At 68.3% G+C, this 20,775-nt stretch carries 19 protein-coding genes and 1 pseudogene; 18 read left to right on the top strand and 2 right to left on the bottom strand.

What is annotated here, in order from left to right:
- The first annotated feature begins 37 nt into the window (after nt 1–37).
- A complete protein-coding gene (gene motA, locus ACIGFL_RS01435; protein WP_122109169.1) occupies nt 38–889 on the top strand; it encodes a flagellar motor stator protein MotA in 852 nt (283 codons plus the stop codon).
- 3 nt (nt 890–892) lie between these two features.
- Complete coding sequence (motB, locus tag ACIGFL_RS01440) at nt 893–1,888, top strand: flagellar motor protein MotB (protein WP_397495892.1); 996 nt, start codon at nt 893–895, stop codon at nt 1,886–1,888.
- A 37-nt stretch (nt 1,889–1,925) separates the two neighbouring features.
- Here motB and rsgA read toward each other — a convergent pair whose 3' ends face one another.
- Nucleotides 1,926–2,957 (bottom strand): small ribosomal subunit biogenesis GTPase RsgA, encoded by a 1,032-nt coding sequence (gene rsgA / locus ACIGFL_RS01445; RefSeq protein WP_021445441.1) that lies wholly within the window; start codon nt 2,955–2,957, stop codon nt 1,926–1,928.
- 90 nt (nt 2,958–3,047) lie between these two features.
- Between rsgA and ACIGFL_RS01450 the strand changes: the two genes are divergently transcribed.
- Together ACIGFL_RS01450 and orn are read left to right on the top strand one after the other, a co-directional pair.
- Nucleotides 3,048–3,839 (top strand): class I SAM-dependent methyltransferase, encoded by a 792-nt coding sequence (locus ACIGFL_RS01450; protein ID WP_397495893.1) that lies wholly within the window; start codon nt 3,048–3,050, stop codon nt 3,837–3,839.
- A 31-nt stretch (nt 3,840–3,870) separates the two neighbouring features.
- Nucleotides 3,871–4,413 carry an oligoribonuclease gene (gene orn / locus ACIGFL_RS01455; RefSeq protein ID WP_397495894.1) on the top strand — a complete coding sequence of 181 codons (543 nt, stop codon included), beginning with the start codon at nt 3,871–3,873 and terminating at the stop codon, nt 4,411–4,413.
- Between the two features lie 92 nt (nt 4,414–4,505).
- Here orn and queG read toward each other — a convergent pair whose 3' ends face one another.
- The gene (gene queG, locus ACIGFL_RS01460) at nt 4,506–5,579 is read right to left on the bottom strand and encodes a tRNA epoxyqueuosine(34) reductase QueG (RefSeq protein WP_397495895.1); all 1,074 of its coding nucleotides are present in this window, start codon (nt 5,577–5,579) and stop codon (nt 4,506–4,508) included.
- 60 nt (nt 5,580–5,639) lie between these two features.
- Between queG and ACIGFL_RS01465 the strand changes: the two genes are divergently transcribed.
- From ACIGFL_RS01465 to ACIGFL_RS01530, 14 genes and pseudogenes are all read left to right on the top strand, one after another.
- Nucleotides 5,640–7,139 (top strand): NAD(P)H-hydrate dehydratase, encoded by a 1,500-nt coding sequence (locus ACIGFL_RS01465; protein WP_397495896.1) that lies wholly within the window; start codon nt 5,640–5,642, stop codon nt 7,137–7,139.
- Nucleotides 7,127–7,594: a tRNA (adenosine(37)-N6)-threonylcarbamoyltransferase complex ATPase subunit type 1 TsaE gene (gene tsaE / locus ACIGFL_RS01470; protein WP_397495897.1), complete on the top strand. Its 468-nt coding sequence runs from the start codon at nt 7,127–7,129 to the stop codon at nt 7,592–7,594. Before ACIGFL_RS01465 ends, tsaE begins: the two co-directional genes overlap by 13 nt.
- 8 nt (nt 7,595–7,602) lie before the next feature.
- Nucleotides 7,603–9,033 carry an N-acetylmuramoyl-L-alanine amidase gene (locus ACIGFL_RS01475; protein WP_397495898.1) on the top strand — a complete coding sequence of 477 codons (1,431 nt, stop codon included), beginning with the start codon at nt 7,603–7,605 and terminating at the stop codon, nt 9,031–9,033.
- Nucleotides 9,033–10,913: a DNA mismatch repair endonuclease MutL gene (gene mutL / locus ACIGFL_RS01480; protein WP_397495899.1), complete on the top strand. Its 1,881-nt coding sequence runs from the start codon at nt 9,033–9,035 to the stop codon at nt 10,911–10,913. The genes ACIGFL_RS01475 and mutL overlap by 1 nt, the downstream gene beginning before the upstream one ends.
- Before the next feature lie 33 nt (nt 10,914–10,946).
- Nucleotides 10,947–11,888 (top strand): tRNA (adenosine(37)-N6)-dimethylallyltransferase MiaA, encoded by a 942-nt coding sequence (miaA, locus tag ACIGFL_RS01485; RefSeq protein ID WP_397496612.1) that lies wholly within the window; start codon nt 10,947–10,949, stop codon nt 11,886–11,888.
- A 100-nt stretch (nt 11,889–11,988) separates the two neighbouring features.
- Entirely contained in the window at nt 11,989–12,249 is a 261-nt protein-coding gene (hfq, locus tag ACIGFL_RS01490; RefSeq protein WP_021442389.1) for an RNA chaperone Hfq, read from the top strand.
- 13 nt (nt 12,250–12,262) lie between these two features.
- Nucleotides 12,263–13,564 carry a ribosome rescue GTPase HflX gene (hflX, locus tag ACIGFL_RS01495; protein WP_397495900.1) on the top strand — a complete coding sequence of 434 codons (1,302 nt, stop codon included), beginning with the start codon at nt 12,263–12,265 and terminating at the stop codon, nt 13,562–13,564.
- 97 nt (nt 13,565–13,661) lie between these two features.
- The gene (hflK, locus tag ACIGFL_RS01500) at nt 13,662–14,819 is read left to right on the top strand and encodes an FtsH protease activity modulator HflK (RefSeq protein WP_397495901.1); all 1,158 of its coding nucleotides are present in this window, start codon (nt 13,662–13,664) and stop codon (nt 14,817–14,819) included.
- Entirely contained in the window at nt 14,819–15,688 is an 870-nt protein-coding gene (hflC, locus tag ACIGFL_RS01505; RefSeq protein WP_021442386.1) for a protease modulator HflC, read from the top strand. Before hflK ends, hflC begins: the two co-directional genes overlap by 1 nt.
- 119 nt (nt 15,689–15,807) lie before the next feature.
- Complete coding sequence (locus ACIGFL_RS01510) at nt 15,808–15,993, top strand: DUF2065 family protein (protein WP_021442385.1); 186 nt, start codon at nt 15,808–15,810, stop codon at nt 15,991–15,993.
- Nucleotides 15,994–16,030: 37 nt separating this feature from the next.
- The gene (locus ACIGFL_RS01515) at nt 16,031–17,218 is read left to right on the top strand and encodes an ATP phosphoribosyltransferase regulatory subunit (RefSeq protein WP_021442384.1); all 1,188 of its coding nucleotides are present in this window, start codon (nt 16,031–16,033) and stop codon (nt 17,216–17,218) included.
- Nucleotides 17,219–17,274: 56 nt separating this feature from the next.
- Nucleotides 17,275–18,570 (top strand): adenylosuccinate synthase, encoded by a 1,296-nt coding sequence (locus tag ACIGFL_RS01520; protein ID WP_021442383.1) that lies wholly within the window; start codon nt 17,275–17,277, stop codon nt 18,568–18,570.
- Between the two features lie 987 nt (nt 18,571–19,557).
- Nucleotides 19,558–19,818: pseudogene (locus ACIGFL_RS01525) on the top strand (HAMP domain-containing protein); the annotation flags it as partial.
- Complete coding sequence (locus ACIGFL_RS01530) at nt 19,792–20,676, top strand: methyl-accepting chemotaxis protein (protein WP_397496613.1); 885 nt, start codon at nt 19,792–19,794, stop codon at nt 20,674–20,676. The pseudogene ACIGFL_RS01525 and the gene ACIGFL_RS01530, both read left to right, overlap by 27 nt.
- The last annotated feature ends 99 nt before the right edge of the window (nt 20,677–20,775 follow it).

The following is a 20,775-nucleotide window of genomic DNA, read 5'->3' on the forward strand; positions in this document are numbered from 1 at the left end:
TAATAACCCTCTCTCTTGGCTCTGCAAGCACTCTTCTATGGCAAAAATCATCGGCATCATCGTGGTTCTGGGCTGCGTCTTCGGCGGCTTCGTCCTGTCCGGCGGGCAGTTCATGGCGCTCGTTCATCCCTACGAAGTGCTGATCATCGGTGGTGCGGCGCTGGGCGGCTTCCTCCAGGCCAACCCGGGCAGCATGTTCATGACGGTATTCAAGAAGTCGGTGAGCATGTTCGGCACCCGCTTCACCCACACCTATTACCTGGAAGTGCTCAAGCTGCTCTACGAGATCCTCAACAAGAGCCGCCGCGAAGGCATGATGGCCATCGAGGCGGACATCGAGGACCCCAACGCCAGCCCGATCTTCAGCAAGTATCCAGGTGTGCTCAAGGACGCGCGGATGACCGCCTTCATCTGCGACTACCTGCGCATCATGTCCTCCGGCAACATGGCCCCGCACGAGCTGGAGGGCCTGTTCGACATGGAACTGGCCAGCCTCAAGGAGGATGTGGAGCACCCCGCCCATGCGGTGGCCAAGGTCGCCGACGGCCTGCCGGCGATGGGTATCGTCGCCGCGGTGCTGGGCATCGTCATCACCATGTCGATCCTCGCCGAGGCGGACAACGCGCAGATCGGCGAGAAGGTCGCCACCGCGCTGGTCGGCACCTTCCTCGGCATCCTCGCCTCCTACGGCTTCTTCGGCCCGCTGTCGGTGGCGCTGGAGCACGACGCCAAGGAGGAGGTCAACCTTTACGAGGCGATCAAGGCGACCCTGGTGGCCTCGGCCTCGGGCATGCCGCCGAGCCTGGCGGTGGAGTTCGGCCGCAAGGTGCTGTTCCCGGCGCACCGGCCGAGCTTCACCGAGCTCGAACAGGCCATGCGCGGCAACTAAGCCATGGAAAACAACCAGCCGATCATCGTCAAACGCGGCAAGAAGCGCGCCGGCGGGCACCACGGCGGCGCCTGGAAGATCGCCTTCGCCGACTTCGCCACGGCCATGATGGCGTTCTTCCTGGTGATGTGGTTGATGTCCTCGGCCACCCCGGAGCAGAAGAAGGCCATTTCCGGTTACTTCCAGGACCCCATCGGCTTCACCGAGAGCGCCAGCCCGCACGCCATCGATCTCGGCGGCACGCCGACGCCGGCGCCGGAGCGCACCCTCAACCCGGAAATCCAGGATCAGCCCGACAGCCAGGACGTGGAGATCGACGCCGACCAGGTCGAGACCCTGACCGACAAGCTGGAGCGCGAGCGCCTGGAGCTGCTGCTGCAGGAACTGCAGAACAAGGTAGACGAGAACCCCGAGCTGCAGCGCTTCAAGGACCAGATCCTGTTCGAGATCACCCAGGACGGCCTGCGCATCCAGATCATGGACGCCGAGAACCGGCCGATGTTCGCCCTCGGCAGCGCCGAGCTGCAGCCCTATTTCGAGGACATCCTGCTGGCCATGGCCGACACCATTCGCGCGGTGCCGAACAAGATCAGCATCAGCGGCCACACCGATGCCAAACCCTTCGTCGGTCGCGGCGATTTCGGCAACTGGGAGCTGTCGGCCAATCGCGCCAATGCCGCGCGGCGCACTCTGATCGCCGGCGGCTATGCCGACGAGCAGGTGGCGCGGGTGGTCGGTTACGCCTCTTCGGCCCTGTTCGACCGCGACGACCCCTTCAATCCGGTCAACCGGCGCATCGACATCATCGTACTGACCAAGAAGGCGCAGCGCGCCATCGAGGGTGAGCAGGGCAGCGACGAAGCGCCTCCGGCACCTGCCGAGGGCGCACCGGCGGCGCCCGGCGCGACCGACGAGCCGCTGCCGGGCGAGCAGGTGCGCGAGCGCTTGAACATCTTCGAGGACGGCGCGCTGCAGTTCGATCGGCCGGTCGACCAGTAGGCCTCGGCCCCCGCTTACTGGCGCGCGTCGGCGCCGCTCAATACTCGTCTTCGGGCAGGCTGGCGAGAATATGCCGGTAGCTGGCCATGCGCTGCGGCTGGATGCGCCCTTCTTCCAGGGCCAGGAGCAGCGCGCAACCCGGCTCGCGGTCGTGCTTGCAGTCGCGGAAGCGGCAGCGCCCGAGCAAGTCGTGGAATTCGATAAAGCCGGCTTCCACGTCATCCCTGCTGACGTGGCCGAGACCGAACTCGCGGATGCCGGGCGAGTCGATCAGCTGGCCGCCGCCGGGGAAGTGGAACAGCCGCGCGGTGGTGGTGGTGTGGGTGCCCTTGCCGGTCAGCTCCGACAGCGCGCCGACGCGGGTATCGACCCCGGGCAGCAGGCTGTTGACCAGCGACGACTTGCCCACCCCGGACTGGCCGACAAACACGCTGACGTGGCCGTCCAGGCGCTTCTTCAGCTGCTCCATGCCGTCGCCCTGATGAGCCGAGACCTCCAGCAGCGGGTAGCCGAGCTGGCGGTAGACGCCGAGCAGGGCGTTGAGCGCCACCTCGTTCTTGGTGTCGATCAGGTCGGCCTTGTTCAACAGCAGCAGCGGGCGGATGCCGGCATGCTCGGCGGCCACCAGGTAGCGGTCGATCAGGTTGGCGTGCGGCTCGGGCAGCGGGGCGAAGACGATGACGATCTGGTCGACGTTGGCCGCCACCGGCTTGAGCGCGCCGCGCATGTCCGGCCGGCACAGCTCGCTGCGCCGCGGCAGCTGGGCGACTATCACGCCGTCGCCCTGGTTGCCGGCGCGCCACACCACCTGATCGCCGGTGACCAGCGCCGGCAGGTTGGCGCGCAGGTGGCAGCGGAAGGTCTGGCCAGCCAGCTCGCCCTGCAGCGCCTCGATCTCCACCTGTACGCCGAAGTGGGCGATCACCAGGCCGGTCTGCTCCGGGCCCAGGTCGCCGCCTTCCAGGGCCTCGACGGCGCGCGATTCGCGCTTGGCGGCGCGGGCCGCGCGTTCGCCCTGGATCTTTTCGATGCGCCAGCTCTGGCGGCGGTTGAGTTGGCGTTTGGCCATGGGGATTCCGAGTGGGTAGAGTTGCCGGGAAACAAGCCGCGCGAGTTTAGCATGGGCACCGCGGCCTCGATTTGACCTTCAGGGGGCGGGATGGACGAACGCGAAGGGGCGCTGCAGCGGCCGTGGCGCCGGGTAATGCTGGCCCAGGGGCTGGCCGTCGTCCTGCTGCTGGCGGCGGTCTACGGGCTGGCGCTGCTGTCGTCGCTGCGCCTGCCGCTGTGGCTGGCGGCGCTGGCGCAGGGGGCGCTGGCGGCGGCCATCGGCTGGCGCCTGGGGTTGTCGTTCTGGTGGCTGGGGATCAACCTGGCCTTCCTGCCGGCGCTGTGGCTGCTGCAGCAGGCGGCGCTGCCGGGCTGGCTCTATCTGCTGGGCTTTGCCCTGCTGCTGCTGGTCAACTGGAACAGCCTGCACGAGCGCGTGCCGCTCTACCTCAGCGGCACGCGCGCGCGCCAGCAACTGGGCGATTGGCTGGCGGCGCGCGAGGCGCCGCCGCGTTTCGTCGATCTTGGTTGCGGCACCGCCGGCACCCTGCTGCACCTGGCGCGGCGCTTCCCGCGCGGGCGCTTCGTCGGCGTCGAGAGCGCGCCGCTGCTGTTTCTCCTGGCCTGGCTGCGCTGCCTGGGGCAGGGCAACTGCAGCATCCGCTACGGGAGCCTGTGGCGTACCGAGTTGGCAACGTTCGACGTCGTCTACTGCTTCCTTTCGCCGGTGCCGATGGCGCGCCTGTGGGCCAAGGCGCGGGAGGAGATGGCGCCCGGCAGCTGGTTGATCAGCAACAGCTTCGCCATCCCCGGGGTGGCCCCAAATGCCGTGCGCGAACTGAACCAGGGGCGGCAGACGCAGTTGCTGCTGTGGCAGATCGGCGGCGCCGTTATCCGCTAGACTTGCCGCCTGAGCCAAGGAGCCGCACACCATGCAGAACCCCAACAACCTGATCTGGATCGACCTGGAGATGACCGGCCTGGAGCCGGAGCGGGACGTGATCATCGAGATGGCCACCATCGTCACCGACAGCGAACTGAACGTGCTGGCCGAGGGCCCGGTGATCGCCATTCACCAGAGCGACGCGGCGCTGGCCGCGATGGACGAGTGGAACACCCGCACCCACGGCCAGAGCGGCCTGACCCAGCGCGTGCGCGAGAGCCGCATCGACACCGAGGCGGCCGAGGCGCAGACCCTCGCCTTCCTCGAGCAGTGGGTGCCCAAGGGCAAGTCGCCGATCTGCGGCAACAGCATCGGTCAGGATCGGCGCTTCCTCTACAAGTACATGCCCAATCTGGAAGCCTACTTCCACTACCGCTATCTGGACGTCTCGACCCTGAAGATCCTCGCCGGCATGTGGGCGCCGCAGGTCAGGGACAGCTTCCAGAAGACCGCCACCCACCAGGCGCTGGACGATATCCGCGAGTCCATCGCCGAGCTGCGTCATTACCGCGAGCATTTCCTCAAGGTCTGAGCCGGGCGCAGGGGGGGGCGCCGGCAGGCTGGCGCTGAGCCTAGCGCAGCCCAGCTGCGGGGATGGCGCGTTGGGCTACGGCGCTGCGCGCCTCAACCCTGCCCACGGTCCTGGTGCCGCGCCAGCGCCCACTCGACATGCTCGCGTACCAGTTCCGACGGATGCTTGCGCCTCGCCTGCAATGCCTCCAGCACCGGGATGGTCGAGGGCGCATTGCCCAGGCCGACCGCCAGGTTGCGCAGCCAGCGCTCGTAGCCGGCGCGGCGCAGCGGCGAGCCTTCGGTGCGGGCCAGAAACTCCTCTTCGCTCCACAGGAACAGCTCGGCCAGGCCGGCGTTGTCCAGGCCGTGGCGCGGCTGGAAGTCGCCCTGCACGGTGGGGCGGGCGAAGCGGTTCCACGGACAGACGATCTGGCAGTCGTCGCAGCCAAACACCCGGTTGCCGATGGGCTCACGCAGTTCGACCGGAATCGGCCCCTTCAGCTCGATGGTGAGATAGGAGATGCAGCGCCGCGCATCCAGCACATAGGGGCCGACGAAGGCGGCGGTCGGGCAGATGTCCAGGCAGGCGCTGCAGCGTCCGCAGTGCTCGCTGCCGTGCGGCGCATCGACCGGCAGCGGCAGGTCGACGAACAGTTCGCCGAGGAAGAAATAGCTGCCGGCCTTGCGATTGAGCACCAGGGTGTTCTTGCCGATCCAGCCGAGGCCGGCCTGTTCGGCGATGGCCTTTTCCAGCACCGGCGCGCTGTCGACGAAGGCGCGGTAGCCGAACGGCCCTATCGCCGCCTGGATGCGTTCGGCCAGTTGCTGCAGGCGCTTGCGGATCAGCTTGTGGTAGTCGCGGCCCAGGGCGTAGCGCGACACGTAGGCGCGCTCCGGCTCGGTCAGGCGCTGGGCCATCTGCGTATCGCCGGGCAGGTAGTCCATGCGCAGTGACACGACCCGCAGGGTGCCCGGCACCAGTTGCTCCGGGTGCGAGCGTTTGCTGCCGTGCGCGGCCATGTAGTCCATCTCGCCCTGGTAGCCGGCGGCCAGCCAGCGTTCGAGGTGCGCTTCGTGCTCGCCCAGTTCGACACCGGCGATGCCCACCTGCTGGAAGCCCAGCTCGCGGCTCCAGTCCTTGATCGACTGGGCGAGGGCGGGGAGATCGAGGGAGGAAACGGACATTGCAGGGCAACCGCAGGGGAGGTGGGTATAATTCTGCCAGACATCCGCCACGAGCGAGCCATGCGTCCGACACCTACCCCCTTGCCCTTGACTCTGCACAGTGCCGAACAGGTGCGCGCGCTGGACACCCGGCTGATCGCCGCCGGCACCCCCGGCTTCGAGCTGATGCAGCGCGCCGCCCATGCCGCCTGGCGTGCGTTGCGCCGGCGCTGGCCGGAGGCCGGTGAGATCACTGTGCTGGCCGGGCGCGGCAACAACGCCGGCGACGGTTACCTGATCGCCGCGCTGGCCCGGCGCGCCGGCTGGCGCGTGCGCGTGCTGGCGCTGGGCGAGCCGGCGGCGCTGGGCGGCGATGCCGCGCTGGCCCATGCCGAGGCGCAGGCCGCCGGCGTGGAGATCCGCCCCTGGAGCGAATGCGCGCCGCTGGCCGGTGTGCTGGTCGATGCCTTGCTCGGCACCGGGCTGTCCGGCGCGGTGCGCGAGCCCTACGCCCAGGTCATCCGCCTGATGGTTGCCAGCGGCCTGCCGGTGCTGGCGGTGGACATTCCCTCCGGGTTGCACGCCGACAGCGGTGCGCCATTGGGCGTGGCGGTGCGCGCCGAACTGACGGTGACCTTTGTCGGCCTCAAGCTGGGCCTGCTGACCGGCGCCGGCCCGGAGCTGTGCGGCGAGCTGCAGTTCGACGACCTGCAGGGCGATGCCGAGCTGCTGGCGCAGGCGCCGAGCGTGGCGCAGCGCCTGGATGTGGCCAACCTGCCGCGCCTGGCGCCGCGCGTGCCGACGGCGCACAAGGGCCAGTTCGGTCACCTGCTGGTGGTCGGCGGCGACCTGGGCATGGGCGGCGCCGCGCTGCTCGGCGCCGACGCTGCGCTGCGCGCCGGCGCCGGGCTGGTGTCGCTGGCCATCCGCGAGGAACATGTGGCCGCCGCGCTGGTGCGCCGCCCGGAGGTGATGTGTGCCGGCGTGCTGTCGGCCAACCAGCTGCTGCCGCTGCTCGAGCGCGCCGATGTCTGCGTGGTCGGCCCGGGGCTGGGCCAGGGCGCCTGGGGGCGTGGCCTGCTGTCGGCTGTCGCCGCCGTCGAGCGGCCGCAGGTGTGGGACGCCGATGCGCTCAACCTGCTGGCCGCCGGTCGGGTCGCCGCGCCGCGCCTGGGTGTGCTCACTCCGCATCCGGGCGAGGCGGCGCGCCTGCTCGGCATCACCACCGCTGAGGTGCAGGCGGATCGGCCGGCGGCGGCGCGGGCGCTGGCGCAGCGTTTGGGGCTGGTGGTGGTGCTCAAGGGCGCCGGCAGCCTGATCGCGGCGCCGGACGGGCGCCTGGCGCTGTGCGACCGCGGTCACCCGGCGATGGCCGGCGCCGGTCTCGGCGACGTCCTGGCCGGTCTGCTCGGCGCGCTGCTGGCGCAGGGCCTGGCGCCGTTCGAGGCGGCCTGCCTGGCGGTCTGGCTGCATGCCCGGGCGGGCGAACGGCTCGCCGAACAGGGGCGCGGGCTGGCCGCCGGCGATCTGCCCCCTGCCATTCGTCAGTTACTGGAGGAGTTGTGTCCTTGTCTGAATTGAGACTCGAGGCCGCCGACGAGGCGGCGATGCTGGCCCTCGGCGCGCGGCTCGCCGAGGTCAGCGGCGGTGCCGGCATCATCTACCTGCACGGCGATCTGGGCGCCGGCAAGACCACCCTGTCGCGCGGCATGCTGCGCGGCCTGGGCCATACCGGGGCGGTCAAGAGCCCGACCTTCACCCTGGTCGAACCCTACGAGATCGGCGCCGTGCGCGCCTTCCATTTCGATCTGTATCGCCTGGTCGACCCGGAGGAGCTGGAGTTTCTCGGCATCCGCGATTACTTCGAAGGCGATGCGCTGTGCCTGATCGAATGGCCCGAGCGCGGCGCCGGCGTTTTGCCAAAGCCCGACCTGGACATTACCATTAGCCCGCAAGCGAGCGGCCGTTCGCTGCTGTTGCAGGCACATGGGGCGCGCGGGCAAGCCTGGTGTGCACTGTTGGCAGGCCAAGCATAAATAGATCGATGGGGTTGGGTATGCGCATAGGCGCGCTGGTTACCGCTGTGGGGGTGTTGTGGGCGGCCCTGGCTGCCGAGGTGCTGGCCGCCTCCGATGTGCGCAGCGTGCGATTGTGGCGCGCGCCGGACAATACCCGGCTGGTCTTCGATTTGTCCGGCCCGGTGCAGCACAGCGTGTTCACCCTGGCCGCGCCCGATCGCATCGTCATCGACGTCAGCGGCGCCAAGCTGGCGACCAACCTCGGCCAGCTGTCGCTGGCCAATACCCCGATCACCGGCGTGCGCTCGGCCCAGCGCAGCGCCGAAGAGCTGCGCGTGGTCATCGACCTGTCGGCGCCGGTGACGCCGAAGAGCTTCGCCCTGGCGCCCAACCAGCAGTACGGCCATCGCCTGGTGGTCGACCTGTTCGACCAGAACGGCAGTGCGCCGGCGCCGACTCAGGCGCCCAGCGTGGCCGCCACGACGCCGCCGCTGCCGGTTACCCCGACCCAGCCGCCACCCAAGCTGACGCCGGTGCCCAATGGCAAGCGCGACATCGTCATCGCTATCGACGCCGGCCACGGCGGTGAGGACCCGGGCGCGCTGGCGCCGGTCAAGGGCCAGTACGAGAAGCACGTGACCCTGGCCATCGCCAAGGAACTGCAACGGCAGATCAATGCCGAGAAGGGGTTCCGCGGCGAGTTGGTGCGCACCGGCGACTACTTCATTCCGCTGCGCAAGCGCACCGAGATCGCCCGCAAGAAGGGCGCCGACCTGTTCGTCTCCATCCACGCCGACGCCGCGCCGCGCGCCGCCGCCTTCGGCGCCTCGGTGTACGCGCTGTCCGAGCGCGGCGCCACCTCGGAGACCGCGCGCTGGCTGGCCGATGCGGAAAACCAGTCCGACCTGATCGGCGGTGCCGGCAACGTCAGCCTGGACGACAAGGACAAGATGCTCGCCGGCGTGCTGCTCGATCTGTCGATGACCGCCTCGCTGAGTTCCAGCCTCAACGTCGGGCAGAAGGTGCTGTCGAACATGGGCAGCATCACCTCGCTGCACAAGCGCCGGGTCGAGCAGGCCGGCTTCATGGTGCTCAAATCCCCGGACATTCCGTCGATCCTGGTCGAGACCGGCTTCATCTCCAATCCCAACGAGGCGCGCAAGCTGCATACCGCCAGCCACCAGCAGGCGCTGGCGCGCTCGATCCAGACCGGCATCCGCCAGTTCTTCCGCGAGAATCCGCCGCCGGGCACCTACATCGCCTGGCTGCGCGACGAGGGCAAGATCGCCCCGGCCCCGCGCGAACACGTGGTGGCGCGCGGCGAGAGCCTGGCGCTGATCGCCCAGCGCTACCAGATCAGCCTGGCGCTGCTGCGCAGCACCAACAACCTCAATGGCGACGTGATCAAGGTCGGCCAGACCCTGCAGATTCCCGCCACGGCACTGGCGGCCCAGTAGTGAGCGTTATGTCCCGTATACACCTGCTCAGCCCGCGCCTGGCCAACCAGATCGCCGCCGGCGAAGTGGTCGAGCGTCCCGCCTCGGTGGCCAAGGAACTGCTGGAAAACAGCCTGGACTCCGGTGCGCGGCGCATCGACGTGGAAGTCGAGCAGGGCGGCGTCAAGCTGCTCAAGGTGCGCGACGACGGCGGCGGCATCGCTGCCGACGACCTGCCGCTGGCCCTGGCGCGCCACGCCACCAGCAAGATTCGCGAACTGGAAGACCTCGAAGCCGTGCTCAGCATGGGCTTTCGCGGCGAGGCGCTGGCCTCGATCAGCTCGGTGTCGCGCCTGACCCTGACCTCGCGCACGGCGGACGCCGAGCAGGCCTGGCAGGTGGAGACCGAGGGTCGCGACATGCAGCCGCGGGTGCAGCCGGCGGCGCACCCGGTGGGCACCTCGGTGGAGGTGCGCGACCTGTTCTTCAACACCCCGGCGCGGCGCAAGTTCCTGCGCGCCGAGAAGACCGAGTTCGACCACCTGCAGGAAGTGATCAAGCGCCTGGCGCTGGCCCGTTTCGACGTGGGCTTCCACCTGCGTCACAACGGCAAGAGCGTGCTCAGCCTGCATGAGGCGGGCGACGAGATCAGCCGCGCGCGGCGCGTCGCCGCGGTGTGCGGGCCGGCCTTCCTCGAACAGGCGTTGCCGATCGAGATCGAGCGCGGCGGCCTGCGCCTGTGGGGCTGGGTCGGCTTGCCGACCTTCTCCCGTAGCCAGGCCGACTTGCAGTACTTCTACGTCAACGGCCGCATGGTGCGCGACAAGCTGGTCGCCCATGCGGTGCGCCAGGCCTATCGCGACGTGCTGTTCAACGGCCGTCATCCGACCTTCGTGCTGTTCCTGGAAATCGACCCGAGCACGGTGGACGTCAACGTGCACCCGACCAAGCACGAGGTACGTTTCCGCGACAGCCGCATGGTGCATGACTTTCTCTACGGCACCCTGCACCGCGCCCTGGCCGACGTGCGCCCGGAAGATCAGGTCGCCGCGCCGGCTGCCGTGATGCCCATGGTGCGGCCCAGCGGCCTGGCCGCCGGCGAGTTCGGCCCGCAGGGCGAGATGGGCCTGGCCGCCAGCGTGCTGGAAACCCCGCTTGCCAGTCCGCAGCCGGCCTGGCGCGGCGCCGGCGCGGGTTATCAGCAGTCGGCCGGCAGCCCCGGGGTTCCGGCCGCCGAGGCCCAGGCCGCCTACCGCGACTACTTCGCGCCGCTGCCCGGCGCTCAGGCGCCGGCGCTGCCGCAGGAGCAGGGCGACGTGCCGCCGCTGGGCTATGCGCTGGCCCAGCTCAAGGGCGTCTATATCCTCGCCGAGAACGCTCAGGGCATGGTGCTGGTGGACATGCACGCGGCGCACGAGCGCATCACCTACGAACGGCTCAAACAGGCCATGGCCAGCGAGGGGCTGCGCGGCCAGCCGCTGCTGGTGCCGGAGTCCATCGCCCTCAGCCAGCGCGAGGCCGACTGCGCCGAGGAGCACGCCGAGTGGTTCCAGCGCCTCGGTTTCGAGCTGCAGCGCCTGGGCGAGGAGAGCCTGGCGATTCGCCAGATTCCGGCGCTGCTCAAGCAGGCCGAGGCCACCCAGCTCGTGCGCGACGTGCTCGCCGACCTGCTGGAGTACGGCACCAGCGACCGCATCCAGGCCCATCTCAACGAGCTGCTGGCGACCATGGCCTGCCACGGCGCGGTGCGCGCCAACCGCCGCCTGACCCTGCCGGAGATGAACGCCCTGCTGCGCGACATGGAGCAGACCGAGCGCAGCGGCCAGTGCAACCACGGCCGGCCGACCTGGACCCAGCTGGGCATGGACGACCTCGACAAGCTGTTCCTGCGGGGGCGCTGAGTGGCCAAGCCGTTACCGCCGGCCATCTTCCTGATGGGGCCGACTGCCGCCGGCAAGACCGACCTGGCCCTGGAGCTGGCCCGCGTGCTGCCGTGCGACCTGATCAGCGTCGACTCGGCGCTGGTCTACCGCGGCATGGACATCGGCACCGCCAAGCCGGACAAGGCCGTTCTGGCGGAATTTCCCCACGCCCTGATCGACATTCGCGACCCGGCCGAGAGCTATTCGGCGGCAGAGTTTCGCGCCGATGCCCTGGCGGCCATGGCCGAGAGCGCTGCGCGCGGACGCATTCCGCTGCTGGTGGGCGGCACCATGCTGTATTACAAGGCGTTGCTGGAGGGGCTGGCCGACATGCCCAGCGCCGATCCCGCCGTGCGCGCCGAGCTGGAGGCGCGCGCCGCGGTCGAAGGATGGGAGGCACTGCACCGCGAGCTGGCCGCGGTCGATCCTGAATCGGCGGCGCGCATCCATCCCAACGATCCGCAGCGCCTGACCCGGGCGCTGGAGGTCTACCGCGTCAGCGGTCTGAGCATGAGCGAGCACCGCCTGCGCCAGGCGGCGGGAAATCCCGACGCAGGGGCGCCGGGCGCCAGGCAATTGCCCTATACTGTTGCGCAGCTTGCTATCGCTCCAGCGCAGCGTCAGGTCTTGCATGCGCGCATTGCCAGGCGATTTCAGGCGATGCTGGAACAGGGGTTCGTCGAAGAGGTCGAAGCCCTGCGCCGCCGAAGTGACTTGCACGCGGGATTGCCGTCTATACGAGCGGTAGGCTATCGCCAGGTGTGGGAATACCTCGATGGCGGGTTGTCGCGGGCGGAGATGGTCGAGCGCGGCGTGATCGCCACGCGGCAGTTGGCCAAGCGGCAGTTCACCTGGCTGCGCGGCTGGGACGATCTGCACTGGCTGGACAGCCTGGCCTGCGACAATCTGTCTCGCGCCTTGAAATACCTGCAAAGCGTCTCCATATTGAACTGAGACCTTGCCGCTGGCCGTCTATCCTTGGGGGTGGGGCGGCCTGAAGCCATTGTTTACCTACTAAAATTATTGAAATTGATCCTCGAAAGGAGTGCGGCACATGTCAAAAGGGCATTCGCTACAAGACCCTTACCTGAATACCCTGCGTAAGGAACGCGTCCCTGTTTCCATCTATCTGGTCAACGGCATCAAATTGCAGGGCCAGATCGAATCGTTCGACCAGTTCGTCATCCTGCTGAAGAACACCGTCAGCCAGATGGTCTACAAACATGCCATTTCCACCGTCGTGCCCAGCCGTCCGGTGCGCCTGCCCAGTGCCGGCGACTCCGAACAGGCCGAAGCCGAGCCGGGTAACGCCTGACTAGGGGGCTGCATTGTTCTTCGAGCGTCATGAGGGCGGTGAGCGGGCCATCCTGGTTCATCTGGACGGCCAAGACTCCGAGGCGAGCGAAGACCCCCAGGAGTTCCAGGAGCTGGCCATGTCGGCAGGTGCCGACATGGTCGCCTTTTTCAGCGTGCCGAGCAGCCGCCTGACCGCCAAGTACCTGATCGGCAGCGGCAAGGTCGAGGAGCTGCGCGACCAGGTCAAGGCTGAAGAGGCCGATCTGGTCATCTTCAACCACACCCTGACCCCCAGCCAGGAGCGCAACCTCGAGCGCGCCTTCGAATGCCGCGTGCTCGATCGCACCGGCCTGATCCTCGATATCTTCGCCCAGCGCGCGCGTACCCACGAAGGCAAGCTGCAGGTCGAGCTGGCGCAGCTTGACCACATGAGCACGCGCCTGGTACGCGGCTGGACCCACCTGGAACGGCAGAAGGGCGGTATCGGTCTGCGTGGGCCGGGGGAAACCCAGCTGGAAACCGACCGCCGCCTGCTGCGGGTGCGCATCCGCCAGATCAAGCAGAAGCTGGAGAAGGTGCGCAGCCAGCGCGAGCAGGCGCGGCGCGGGCGTCGGCGCGCGGATATCCCCTCGGTATCGCTGGTCGGCTACACCAACGCCGGCAAGTCCACCCTGTTCAACGCGCTGACCGCCTCCGCGGTCTATGCCGCCGATCAGCTGTTCGCCACCCTCGACCCGACCCTGCGCCGGCTCGAGCTGGACGACCTCGGGCCGATCGTGCTGGCCGATACCGTGGGCTTCATTCGCCATCTGCCGCACAAGCTGGTCGAGGCCTTCCGCGCTACGCTCGAAGAATCGAGCAACTCCGACCTGCTGCTGCACGTGATCGACGCCCACGAGCCCGAGCGCATGGCGCAGATCGAGCAGGTGCAGGCGGTGCTCAAGGAGATCGGCGCGGACGAGTTGCCGATGCTCGAGGTGTACAACAAGCTGGATTTGTTGGAAGGTGTCGAGCCGCAGATTCAGCGCGATGCCGACGGCAAGCCGCTGCGGGTGTGGTTGTCGGCGCGCGAGGGGCGTGGTCTGGAGTTGTTGCGCCAGGCCGTGGCCGAGTTGCTCGGCGAGGATCTGTTCGTCGGTACCCTGCAGTTGCCGCAGCGCCTGGGGCGTCTGCGCGCGCAGTTCTTCGCCCTCGGGGCGGTGCAGAACGAGGGGCACGACGAGCAGGGGCAGAGTCTGTTGTCGGTGCGTCTGCCGCGGGTCGAGCTAAATCGCCTGGTCAGTCGCGAAGGGCTGGAGCCGCAGGCCTTCATCGAGCAACACACTTTGCAATAAAGCCTGGGGCAGTGGCTTTGCCGCCGCCATCGGGCATTGGGTAGCATTGGCGGGCGCGCCGTGGGCGCGCCTTCGCTTTATCAGTACGGAGAACGCTATGGCTTGGAATGAGCCGGGTGGCAACTCGAACAATCAAGACCCTTGGGGCGGCCGCAAAGGCGGTGGCCGGCAGGGCCCGCCGGATCTCGACGAAGCGTTCCGCAAGCTGCAAGAAAGCCTCAACGGGCTGTTCGGCGGCGGCAAGAAACGGGGTGACGACGATTCTGGCCGCAGCGGTGGCGGCTTCGGCCTGCTGTTCGTCGGTCTCGGCCTGCTGGCCGTGATCTGGCTGTACAGCGCCATCTACGTGGTCGATGAGCAGGAGCAGGCGGTGGTGTTGCGCTTCGGCAAGTACCACGAAACCGTCGGCCCCGGCCTGAACCTCTATTTCCCGCCGATCGACCGCAAGTTCCAGGAGAACGTCACCCGCGAGCGTGCCTACAGCAAGCAGGGGGCGATGCTCACCGAGGACGAGAACATCATCGAAGTGCCGCTGACCGTGCAGTACCGCATCAGCAACCTGCAGGACTTCGTGCTCAACGTCGACCAGCCGGAAGTCAGCCTGCAGCACGCCACCGACAGCGCCGTGCGCCACGTGGTGGGCTCCACCGAGATGGACCAGGTGCTGACCGAGGGTCGTGAGCTGATGGCCAGCGAGGTGCGCGAGCGCCTGCAGCGCTTCCTCGACAACTACCGCACCGGCATCACCATCACCCAGGTGAACATCCAGAGCGCGGCGGCGCCGCGCGAAGTGCAGGAAGCCTTCGACGACGTGATCCGTGCCCGCGAAGACGAGCAGCGCGAGAAGAACCAGGCCGAATCCTACGCCAACGGGGTGATCCCGGAAGCGCGCGGTCAGGCCCAGCGCATGCTCGAAGAAGCCAACGGTTACCGCGACGAAGTGATCGCTCGCGCCCAGGGTGAGGCGGACCGCTTCAGCAAGCTGGTCGCCGAGTACCGCAAGGCGCCCGAGGTCACCCGCGAGCGGCTGTACCTGGACACCATGCAGGAGCTGATGAGCAACACCAGCAAGGTGCTGGTGACCGGCGACAAGGGACAGAACAACCTGCTCTATCTGCCGCTGGACAAGATGATCGACAGCCGCAGCGGCGCTGCGCCAAGCAGCATCAGTGGCGCCGGCAGCGTCGGCGGTTCGACCGGCGCGTCGAACATTCAGGTCTCGCCGCGCAATGATCGTTCTAGGGAGAGTCGTTGATGAGCAACAAGTCCCTGATCGGCCTGATTGCGGCCGTGGTTCTGGCCCTGGTGGCATGGAACAGCTTCTATATCGTGGCGCAGACCGAGCGTGCGGTGCTGTTGCAGTTCGGCCGCGTGGTGCAGCCGGATGTGCAGCCTGGCCTGCATGTGAAGATCCCCTATGTGAACCAGGTGCGCATCTTCGACGGTCGTCTGCTGACCCTGGATTCGACTTCCTCGCGCTTCCTGACCCTGGAGAAGAAGGCGCTGATGGTCGATGCCTACGCCAAGTGGCGGGTGAAGGACGCCGAGCGCTTCTATCAGTCCACCTCGGGTATCAAACAGGTGGCCGACGAGCGTCTGGCGCGTCGTCTGGAAGCTTCGCTGCGTGACCAGTTCGGTAAGCGCACCCTGCACGAATCGGTATCCGGCGAGCGCGATGCGCTGATGGCCGACGTCACCGCGACCCTCAACCGCGCCGCCGAGCGCGAGCTGGGCATCGAGGTGGTGGATGTGCGGGTCAAGGCCATCGACCTGCCGCGCGAGGTCAACCGCAGCGTGTTCGAGCGGATGAGCACCGAGCGTGAGCGCGAGGCGCGCGAACACCGCGCCAAGGGGCGCGAGCTCGCCGAAGGCATCCGTGCCGACGCCGACCGTCAGCGCCGCGTGCTGCTGGCCGAAGCCTACCGCGAGGCCGAAGAGCTGCGCGGTGACGGCGACGCCGAGGCCGCCTCCATCTATGCCCGCGCCTATGGCCAGGATCAGGAGTTCTACTCCTTCTACCGCAGCCTGCGCGCCTACCGTGAGAGCTTCGCCGACAAGCGCGACGTGCTGGTGCTCGACCCGGGCAGCGACTTCTTCCGCTATCTGGAGAAGGCCAAGCCGTAAAAGAGCGGCTTCGAGCTGCAGGTGGACGACTTGCAGCTCGAAGCTTGTGGCTTGAAGCTTTTAGCGTGGTATCATGCGGCAGCCGGGAAAATCCCGGCTTTTTTGCGTCTGTGGGAATCATGTGGCAGGAACTCGGCATTGCTCTGTGTCTGATGCTGGTGCTGGAAGGCATCCTGCCCTTCCTCTATCCGCGCCAGTGGCGCGGAGCGGTACTGCAGGCAGCCCGGCTGCCCGACCGCCGACTGCGCCTTATGGGGCTGGCCAGCATGCTGCTGGGTACGGCCCTTCTATATCTGCTTCACTGAAGGCTTGTGCCGCCCGGATCGAGAGGGGAATGGCGAAATGGCAACGGTAGACCGCTGGCTGCTGCCAGATGGCATCGAAGAAGTACTGCCGCCGGAAGCGGCGCGCATCGAAGCAGCCCGCCGTCAGGTGCTGGATCTGTTTCAACGCTGGGGTTACGAGTTCGTCGTCACCCCCCATATCGAGTACCTGGAATCCCTGCTGACCGGCGCCGGTCAGGACCTCGACCTGCGCACCTTCAAGGTCACCGACCCGCTGTCCGGTCGGCAGATGGGCTTTCGTGCCGACATCACCCCGCAGGTGGCGCGCATCGATGCGCACACCCTGCGCCGCGAAGGGCCGAACCGGCTGTGCTACGCCGGCAGCGTGGTCCATGCCCAGCCGCGTGCGCTGACCACCTCGCGCAGCCCGATCCAGCTCGGCGCCGAACTCTATGGCGACGCCAGCCCGGCCAGCGATATCGAGGTGATCAGCCTGCTGGTCGAGATGCTCGAACTGGCGGCGGTGCCCGATGTGCACATGGACCTCGGTCACGTCGGCATCTACCGCGGCCTGGCGCGTGCCGCCGAATTGTCCGCCGAGGTCGAGCAGCAGCTGTTCGACGCCCTGCAGCGCAAGGCCATGGACGAGATCGCCGAGCTGACCGCCGGGCTGCCGGCGGGCCTCGGCAGCATGCTGCGTGCCCTGGCCGAGCTGTGCGGCGGGCGCGAGGTGCTGGACCTGGCCCAGGCTGCGCTGGTCGAGGCGCCGGAGGCGGTGCACGCGGCGCTGGACGAGCTGATGGCCATCGCCGACGCCCTGGAGCTGCGTTATCCGGAGTTGCCGCTGTACTTCGACCTCGGCGAGCTGCGCGGCTACAACTACCACACCGGTGTCGTGTTCGCCGCCTTCGTTCCGGGGGTCGGCCAGTCCATCGCCCAGGGCGGGCGCTACGACGACATCGGCGCCGATTTCGGCCGGGCGCGCCCGGCCACCGGCTTTTCCACCGACCTCAAGACCCTGGTCAGTCTCGGCGATATGCGCCTGGACGAGCCGGCCGCCGGCGTCTGGGCGCCGGACAGTCACGATCTCTACCTGTGGCAGGCCGTGCGTCGCCTGCGCAGCGAAGGCCAGCGCGTGGTCCAGGCGCTGCCCGGGCAGAGCGAGGCGGATGCGCGCGAGGCGGGCTGCGATCGCCTGCTGGCGCTGCGTGACGGACGTTGGCAGGTGGCGCCCCTGGCGTCCTGAATTCATTTTCGCCGGCCCGCGGCCGGCATCGAAGCTTGCGCGAAGAGGACAAGTTTATGGGTAAGAATGTCGTCGTCCTGGGCACCCAGTGGGGTGATGAGGGCAAGGGCAAGATCGTCGATCTGCTCACCGAGCAGGCCGCCGCGGTGGTGCGTTATCAGGGCGGTCACAACGCCGGTCACACCCTGGTGATCGACGGCGAGAAGACCGTGCTGCACCTGATTCCGTCCGGCATCCTGCGCGACGGCGTCGAGTGCCTGATCGGCAACGGCGTGGTGGTGGCGCCCGATGCGCTGCTGCGCGAGATCACCAAGCTGGAAGAGAAGGGCGTACCGGTGCGTCAGCGCCTGCGCATCAGCCCAGCCTGCCCGCTGATCCTGTCCTACCACGTGGCGCTGGATCAGGCGCGCGAGAAGGCCCGCGGCGATGCCAAGATCGGCACCACCGGCCGTGGCATCGGCCCGGCCTACGAAGACAAGGTGGCCCGTCGCGGCCTGCGCGTCGGTGACCTGTTCCACCGCGAGCGTTTCGCCGCCAAGCTGGGCGAGCTGCTGGATTACCACAACTTCCAGCTGGTCAATTTCTACAAAGAGCCGGCCATCGACTTCCAGAAGACCCTGGACGAGTGCATGGAATACGCCGAGCTGCTCAAGCCGATGATGGCCGACGTCACCGCCGTGCTGCATGACCTGCGCCGCGAAGGCAAGGACATCATGTTCGAAGGCGCCCAGGGCTCGCTGCTGGACATCGACCACGGCACCTATCCCTACGTGACCAGTTCCAACACCACCGCCGGCGGCATCGCCACCGGCTCCGGTTTCGGCCCGCTGTACCTGGATTACATCCTCGGCATCACCAAGGCCTACACCACCCGTGTCGGCTCCGGCCCGTTCCCGACCGAGCTGTTCGACGACGTCGGCGCCTTCCTTGCCAAGCGTGGCCACGAGTTCGGCGCCACCACCGGCCGTGCCCGTCGTTGCGGCTGGTTCGATGCGGTGATACTGCGTCGCGCGATCGAGATCAACAGCATCTCCGGGCTGTGTCTGACCAAGCTGGACGTGCTCGACGGTCTGGAAACCATCCGTATCTGCACCGGCTACAAGGATGCGGGCGGCCAGGTGCTGGTCGATGCGCCGACCGACGCCGACAGCTACCTCGGCCTGCAGCCGGTCTACGAGGAAATGCCGGGCTGGAGCGAATCCACCCTGGGCGCCAAGACCCTGGAAGACCTGCCGGCCGCCGCTCGTGCCTATATCAAACGTGTGGAAGAGCTGGTCGGTGCGCCGATCGACATCATCTCCACCGGCCCGGATCGCAACGAGACCATCGTCCTGCGTCATCCGTTCGCCTGACCGGGGCGCTGTCGAGTTGAAAGAGCCGCCTTCGGGCGGCTTTTTTGTGCCCTGCCAGCCGGGCGGGTGGAAGGCCCTTTGCGTCTGGCGCGCGGGCATGCGCCTTGCTTGCGCTCAATAAATCGCGGAAGTCGCCGCTATAGCGGTAATGGTCGTTGAGGAGTCCCGCCAGTGTTCGCCATTGTTTCGATGTTGCGCAGCCGCCTGCTGCGCCCGGTGTTCGTCGCCCTCGGCCTGGCCATGTTGGTGCAGGTGGGGCTGGCGGTGTGGCTGATGCGCGCCTCGGTCGACGGCATGGTCGAGGATCTGGCGCAGCGCCTGGGTGGCGAGAGCCGACGCCTGGGCGAGGAGCTGTATGCGGCCGAGCGCGAGATGACCCAGGGTCTCGCCGCGCTGGCGGGCAATACCCGCAGCCGTCTCGGCGAAGGCCTCTCGGCGCAGCTCAAGAGCGAGCAGGCGCAACTGCGCCGGGTGCTCGAAGACAGCCTCAAGCAGTCCGGCACGGCGCTGGCGCAGTTGCTTGCCGGCGTGGCGCCAAAGGCCATCTGGGACGACGACGTGCCGGCCTTGACCGCGCTGACCCGCATCGCCCAGCAGGACCCGGCGGTGCTCTTCGCGGTGTTCTACGACGCCGACGGCAAGCGTCTGACGCGCAATTTCAACCGCAGCAACACGCTGGTGCGCGAACTGGTCGCCGCCGGCCAGGGCGACACGCCGCTGGACAAGCTGGTCGACGCCGCCTCGCGCGATCCGCGGGTGTCCCTGCTCGAGGTGGACATCAACCCCATGGGCGCGCGCATCGGCAAGGTGCAGATGGGCATGTCGCTGGCCTTGGTCGAGGCCGAGCTGGCGGCCCTGGATGGGCGCTTCCAGGCTCTGGTCGGTGGTGCCGGCGAGCTGGTCGACAGCAGCCTGGCGGGCGCCGCCGAGGAGAGCACGCGGGCGTTGCAGGCACGCCTGCAGGCTGCCGAAGGCTACACCGCGGAGATGGCGCGCAACGGCGGCGAGTCGGTGCGCCTGGCTGCCGATGGTCTGCGCTGGAATATCGCCCTGGGGCTGCTGGCGGTCGGTGCGCTGACCTTGCTGGCGGTGGCGCTGGTGCTCGGCTGGCGCGTGCTCAGCCGCCTGCGTCTGCTCAGTGCGGCGCTGAACGACCTGGCGGCGGGCGAGGGCGACCTGACTCGGCGGGTGAGCATCGACAGTCGTGACGAGGTGGGTGAGATGGCCGCTGCGGTCAATCGCTTCATCGCCAAGCTGCAGCCCATCGTGCGCGAATCCGGCGAGGTGGCGCTGCGCACCGGCGAGCAGATTCGCAGCCTGACCCAGCGTGGCGTGGCCGCCGAAGCTGCCGCCGGGCGCCAGCGCGACGAGGTCGCCGGCAGCCTGCAGGCGCTGGAGCAGATGGCCGACGAGGCGCAGGCCGAGAGCCAGGCCATGCAGGAGGCGTTGCAGCGGGTGGCCAGTATTCGCCAGGCGGCGCACGACAATGCGGCCATCGCCCAGCGTCTGTCGGTTCTGATCGAAGGCCTGGTGGCGCGGGTGGCCGATGGCTCGGCGGTGATCGAGCGGCTGGCCAAGCAGAGCGAGCAGATCGAGGTGGTGCTGACGGTGATCCAGTCCATCGCCGAGCAGACCAACCTGCTCGCGCTGAATGCCGCCATCGAGGCGGCGCGTGCCGGCGAGAGCGGGCGCGGCTTCGCCGTGGTGGCCGACGAGGTGCGCGCGCTGGCGAGCAAGACCCAGCAGTCCACCGGCGATATCCAGGCGCATATCGCCGCCCTGCAGCGCGGCGCGCAGGAGGCGGTGGCGAGCATCGCCCAGGCCGGCGAGCAGGGGCATCAGGGGTTGCAGGTGCTGCGCGACAGCGCGCGCCTGCAGCAGTCGGTGCAGGACTCGGTGGACGAGGTGCATGGTGCGATCAATGCGGCGACTCAGGCGGCGGCGCATCAGGCCGCAGGGGCGGGCGCGGTGCGCGGGCGGGTCGAGACCATCCATGCCGAGGCACAGCGGGCGGCCGAAGCGGTGGCGGCCATCGCCGGCAACGCGCGGGCGCTGGACGAGCTGGCGGCGCAGCTCAAGACCAGCCTGGGGCAGTTCAGGGTGTAGGGTGCGCCGTGCGCACCTCGCTCCCCTGGGGGCTGCGCACGGCACAACCTACTTTTTGACGGGCAATAAAAAACCGAGCCATTGGCTCGGTTTTTTGAA

Origin of the sequence: Pseudomonas sp. NPDC077649 (genome assembly GCF_044542855.1) — a bacterium.
In the GTDB taxonomy this organism is placed as follows: domain Bacteria; phylum Pseudomonadota; class Gammaproteobacteria; order Pseudomonadales; family Pseudomonadaceae; genus Aquipseudomonas.

What these genes read in the sequence shown, in the direction of transcription:
- motA (WP_122109169.1), top strand. Translation starts at nt 38, where the DNA reads ATGGCAAAAATCATCGGCATCATCGTGGTTCTGGGCTGCGTCTTCGGC.
- motB (WP_397495892.1), top strand. Translation starts at nt 893, where the DNA reads ATGGAAAACAACCAGCCGATCATCGTCAAACGCGGCAAGAAGCGCGCC.
- rsgA (WP_021445441.1), bottom strand. Translation starts at nt 2,957, where the DNA reads ATGGCCAAACGCCAACTCAACCGCCGCCAGAGCTGGCGCATCGAAAAG.
- ACIGFL_RS01450 (WP_397495893.1), top strand. Translation starts at nt 3,048, where the DNA reads ATGGACGAACGCGAAGGGGCGCTGCAGCGGCCGTGGCGCCGGGTAATG.
- orn (WP_397495894.1), top strand. Translation starts at nt 3,871, where the DNA reads ATGCAGAACCCCAACAACCTGATCTGGATCGACCTGGAGATGACCGGC.
- queG (WP_397495895.1), bottom strand. Translation starts at nt 5,579, where the DNA reads ATGTCCGTTTCCTCCCTCGATCTCCCCGCCCTCGCCCAGTCGATCAAG.
- ACIGFL_RS01465 (WP_397495896.1), top strand. Translation starts at nt 5,640, where the DNA reads ATGCGTCCGACACCTACCCCCTTGCCCTTGACTCTGCACAGTGCCGAA.
- ACIGFL_RS01475 (WP_397495898.1), top strand. Translation starts at nt 7,603, where the DNA reads ATGGGGTTGGGTATGCGCATAGGCGCGCTGGTTACCGCTGTGGGGGTG.
- miaA (WP_397496612.1), top strand. Translation starts at nt 10,947, where the DNA reads ATGGGGCCGACTGCCGCCGGCAAGACCGACCTGGCCCTGGAGCTGGCC.
- hfq (WP_021442389.1), top strand. Translation starts at nt 11,989, where the DNA reads ATGTCAAAAGGGCATTCGCTACAAGACCCTTACCTGAATACCCTGCGT.
- hflK (WP_397495901.1), top strand. Translation starts at nt 13,662, where the DNA reads ATGGCTTGGAATGAGCCGGGTGGCAACTCGAACAATCAAGACCCTTGG.
- hflC (WP_021442386.1), top strand. Translation starts at nt 14,819, where the DNA reads ATGAGCAACAAGTCCCTGATCGGCCTGATTGCGGCCGTGGTTCTGGCC.
- ACIGFL_RS01510 (WP_021442385.1), top strand. Translation starts at nt 15,808, where the DNA reads ATGTGGCAGGAACTCGGCATTGCTCTGTGTCTGATGCTGGTGCTGGAA.
- ACIGFL_RS01515 (WP_021442384.1), top strand. Translation starts at nt 16,031, where the DNA reads ATGGCAACGGTAGACCGCTGGCTGCTGCCAGATGGCATCGAAGAAGTA.
- ACIGFL_RS01520 (WP_021442383.1), top strand. Translation starts at nt 17,275, where the DNA reads ATGGGTAAGAATGTCGTCGTCCTGGGCACCCAGTGGGGTGATGAGGGC.
- ACIGFL_RS01530 (WP_397496613.1), top strand. Translation starts at nt 19,792, where the DNA reads ATGGCCGCTGCGGTCAATCGCTTCATCGCCAAGCTGCAGCCCATCGTG.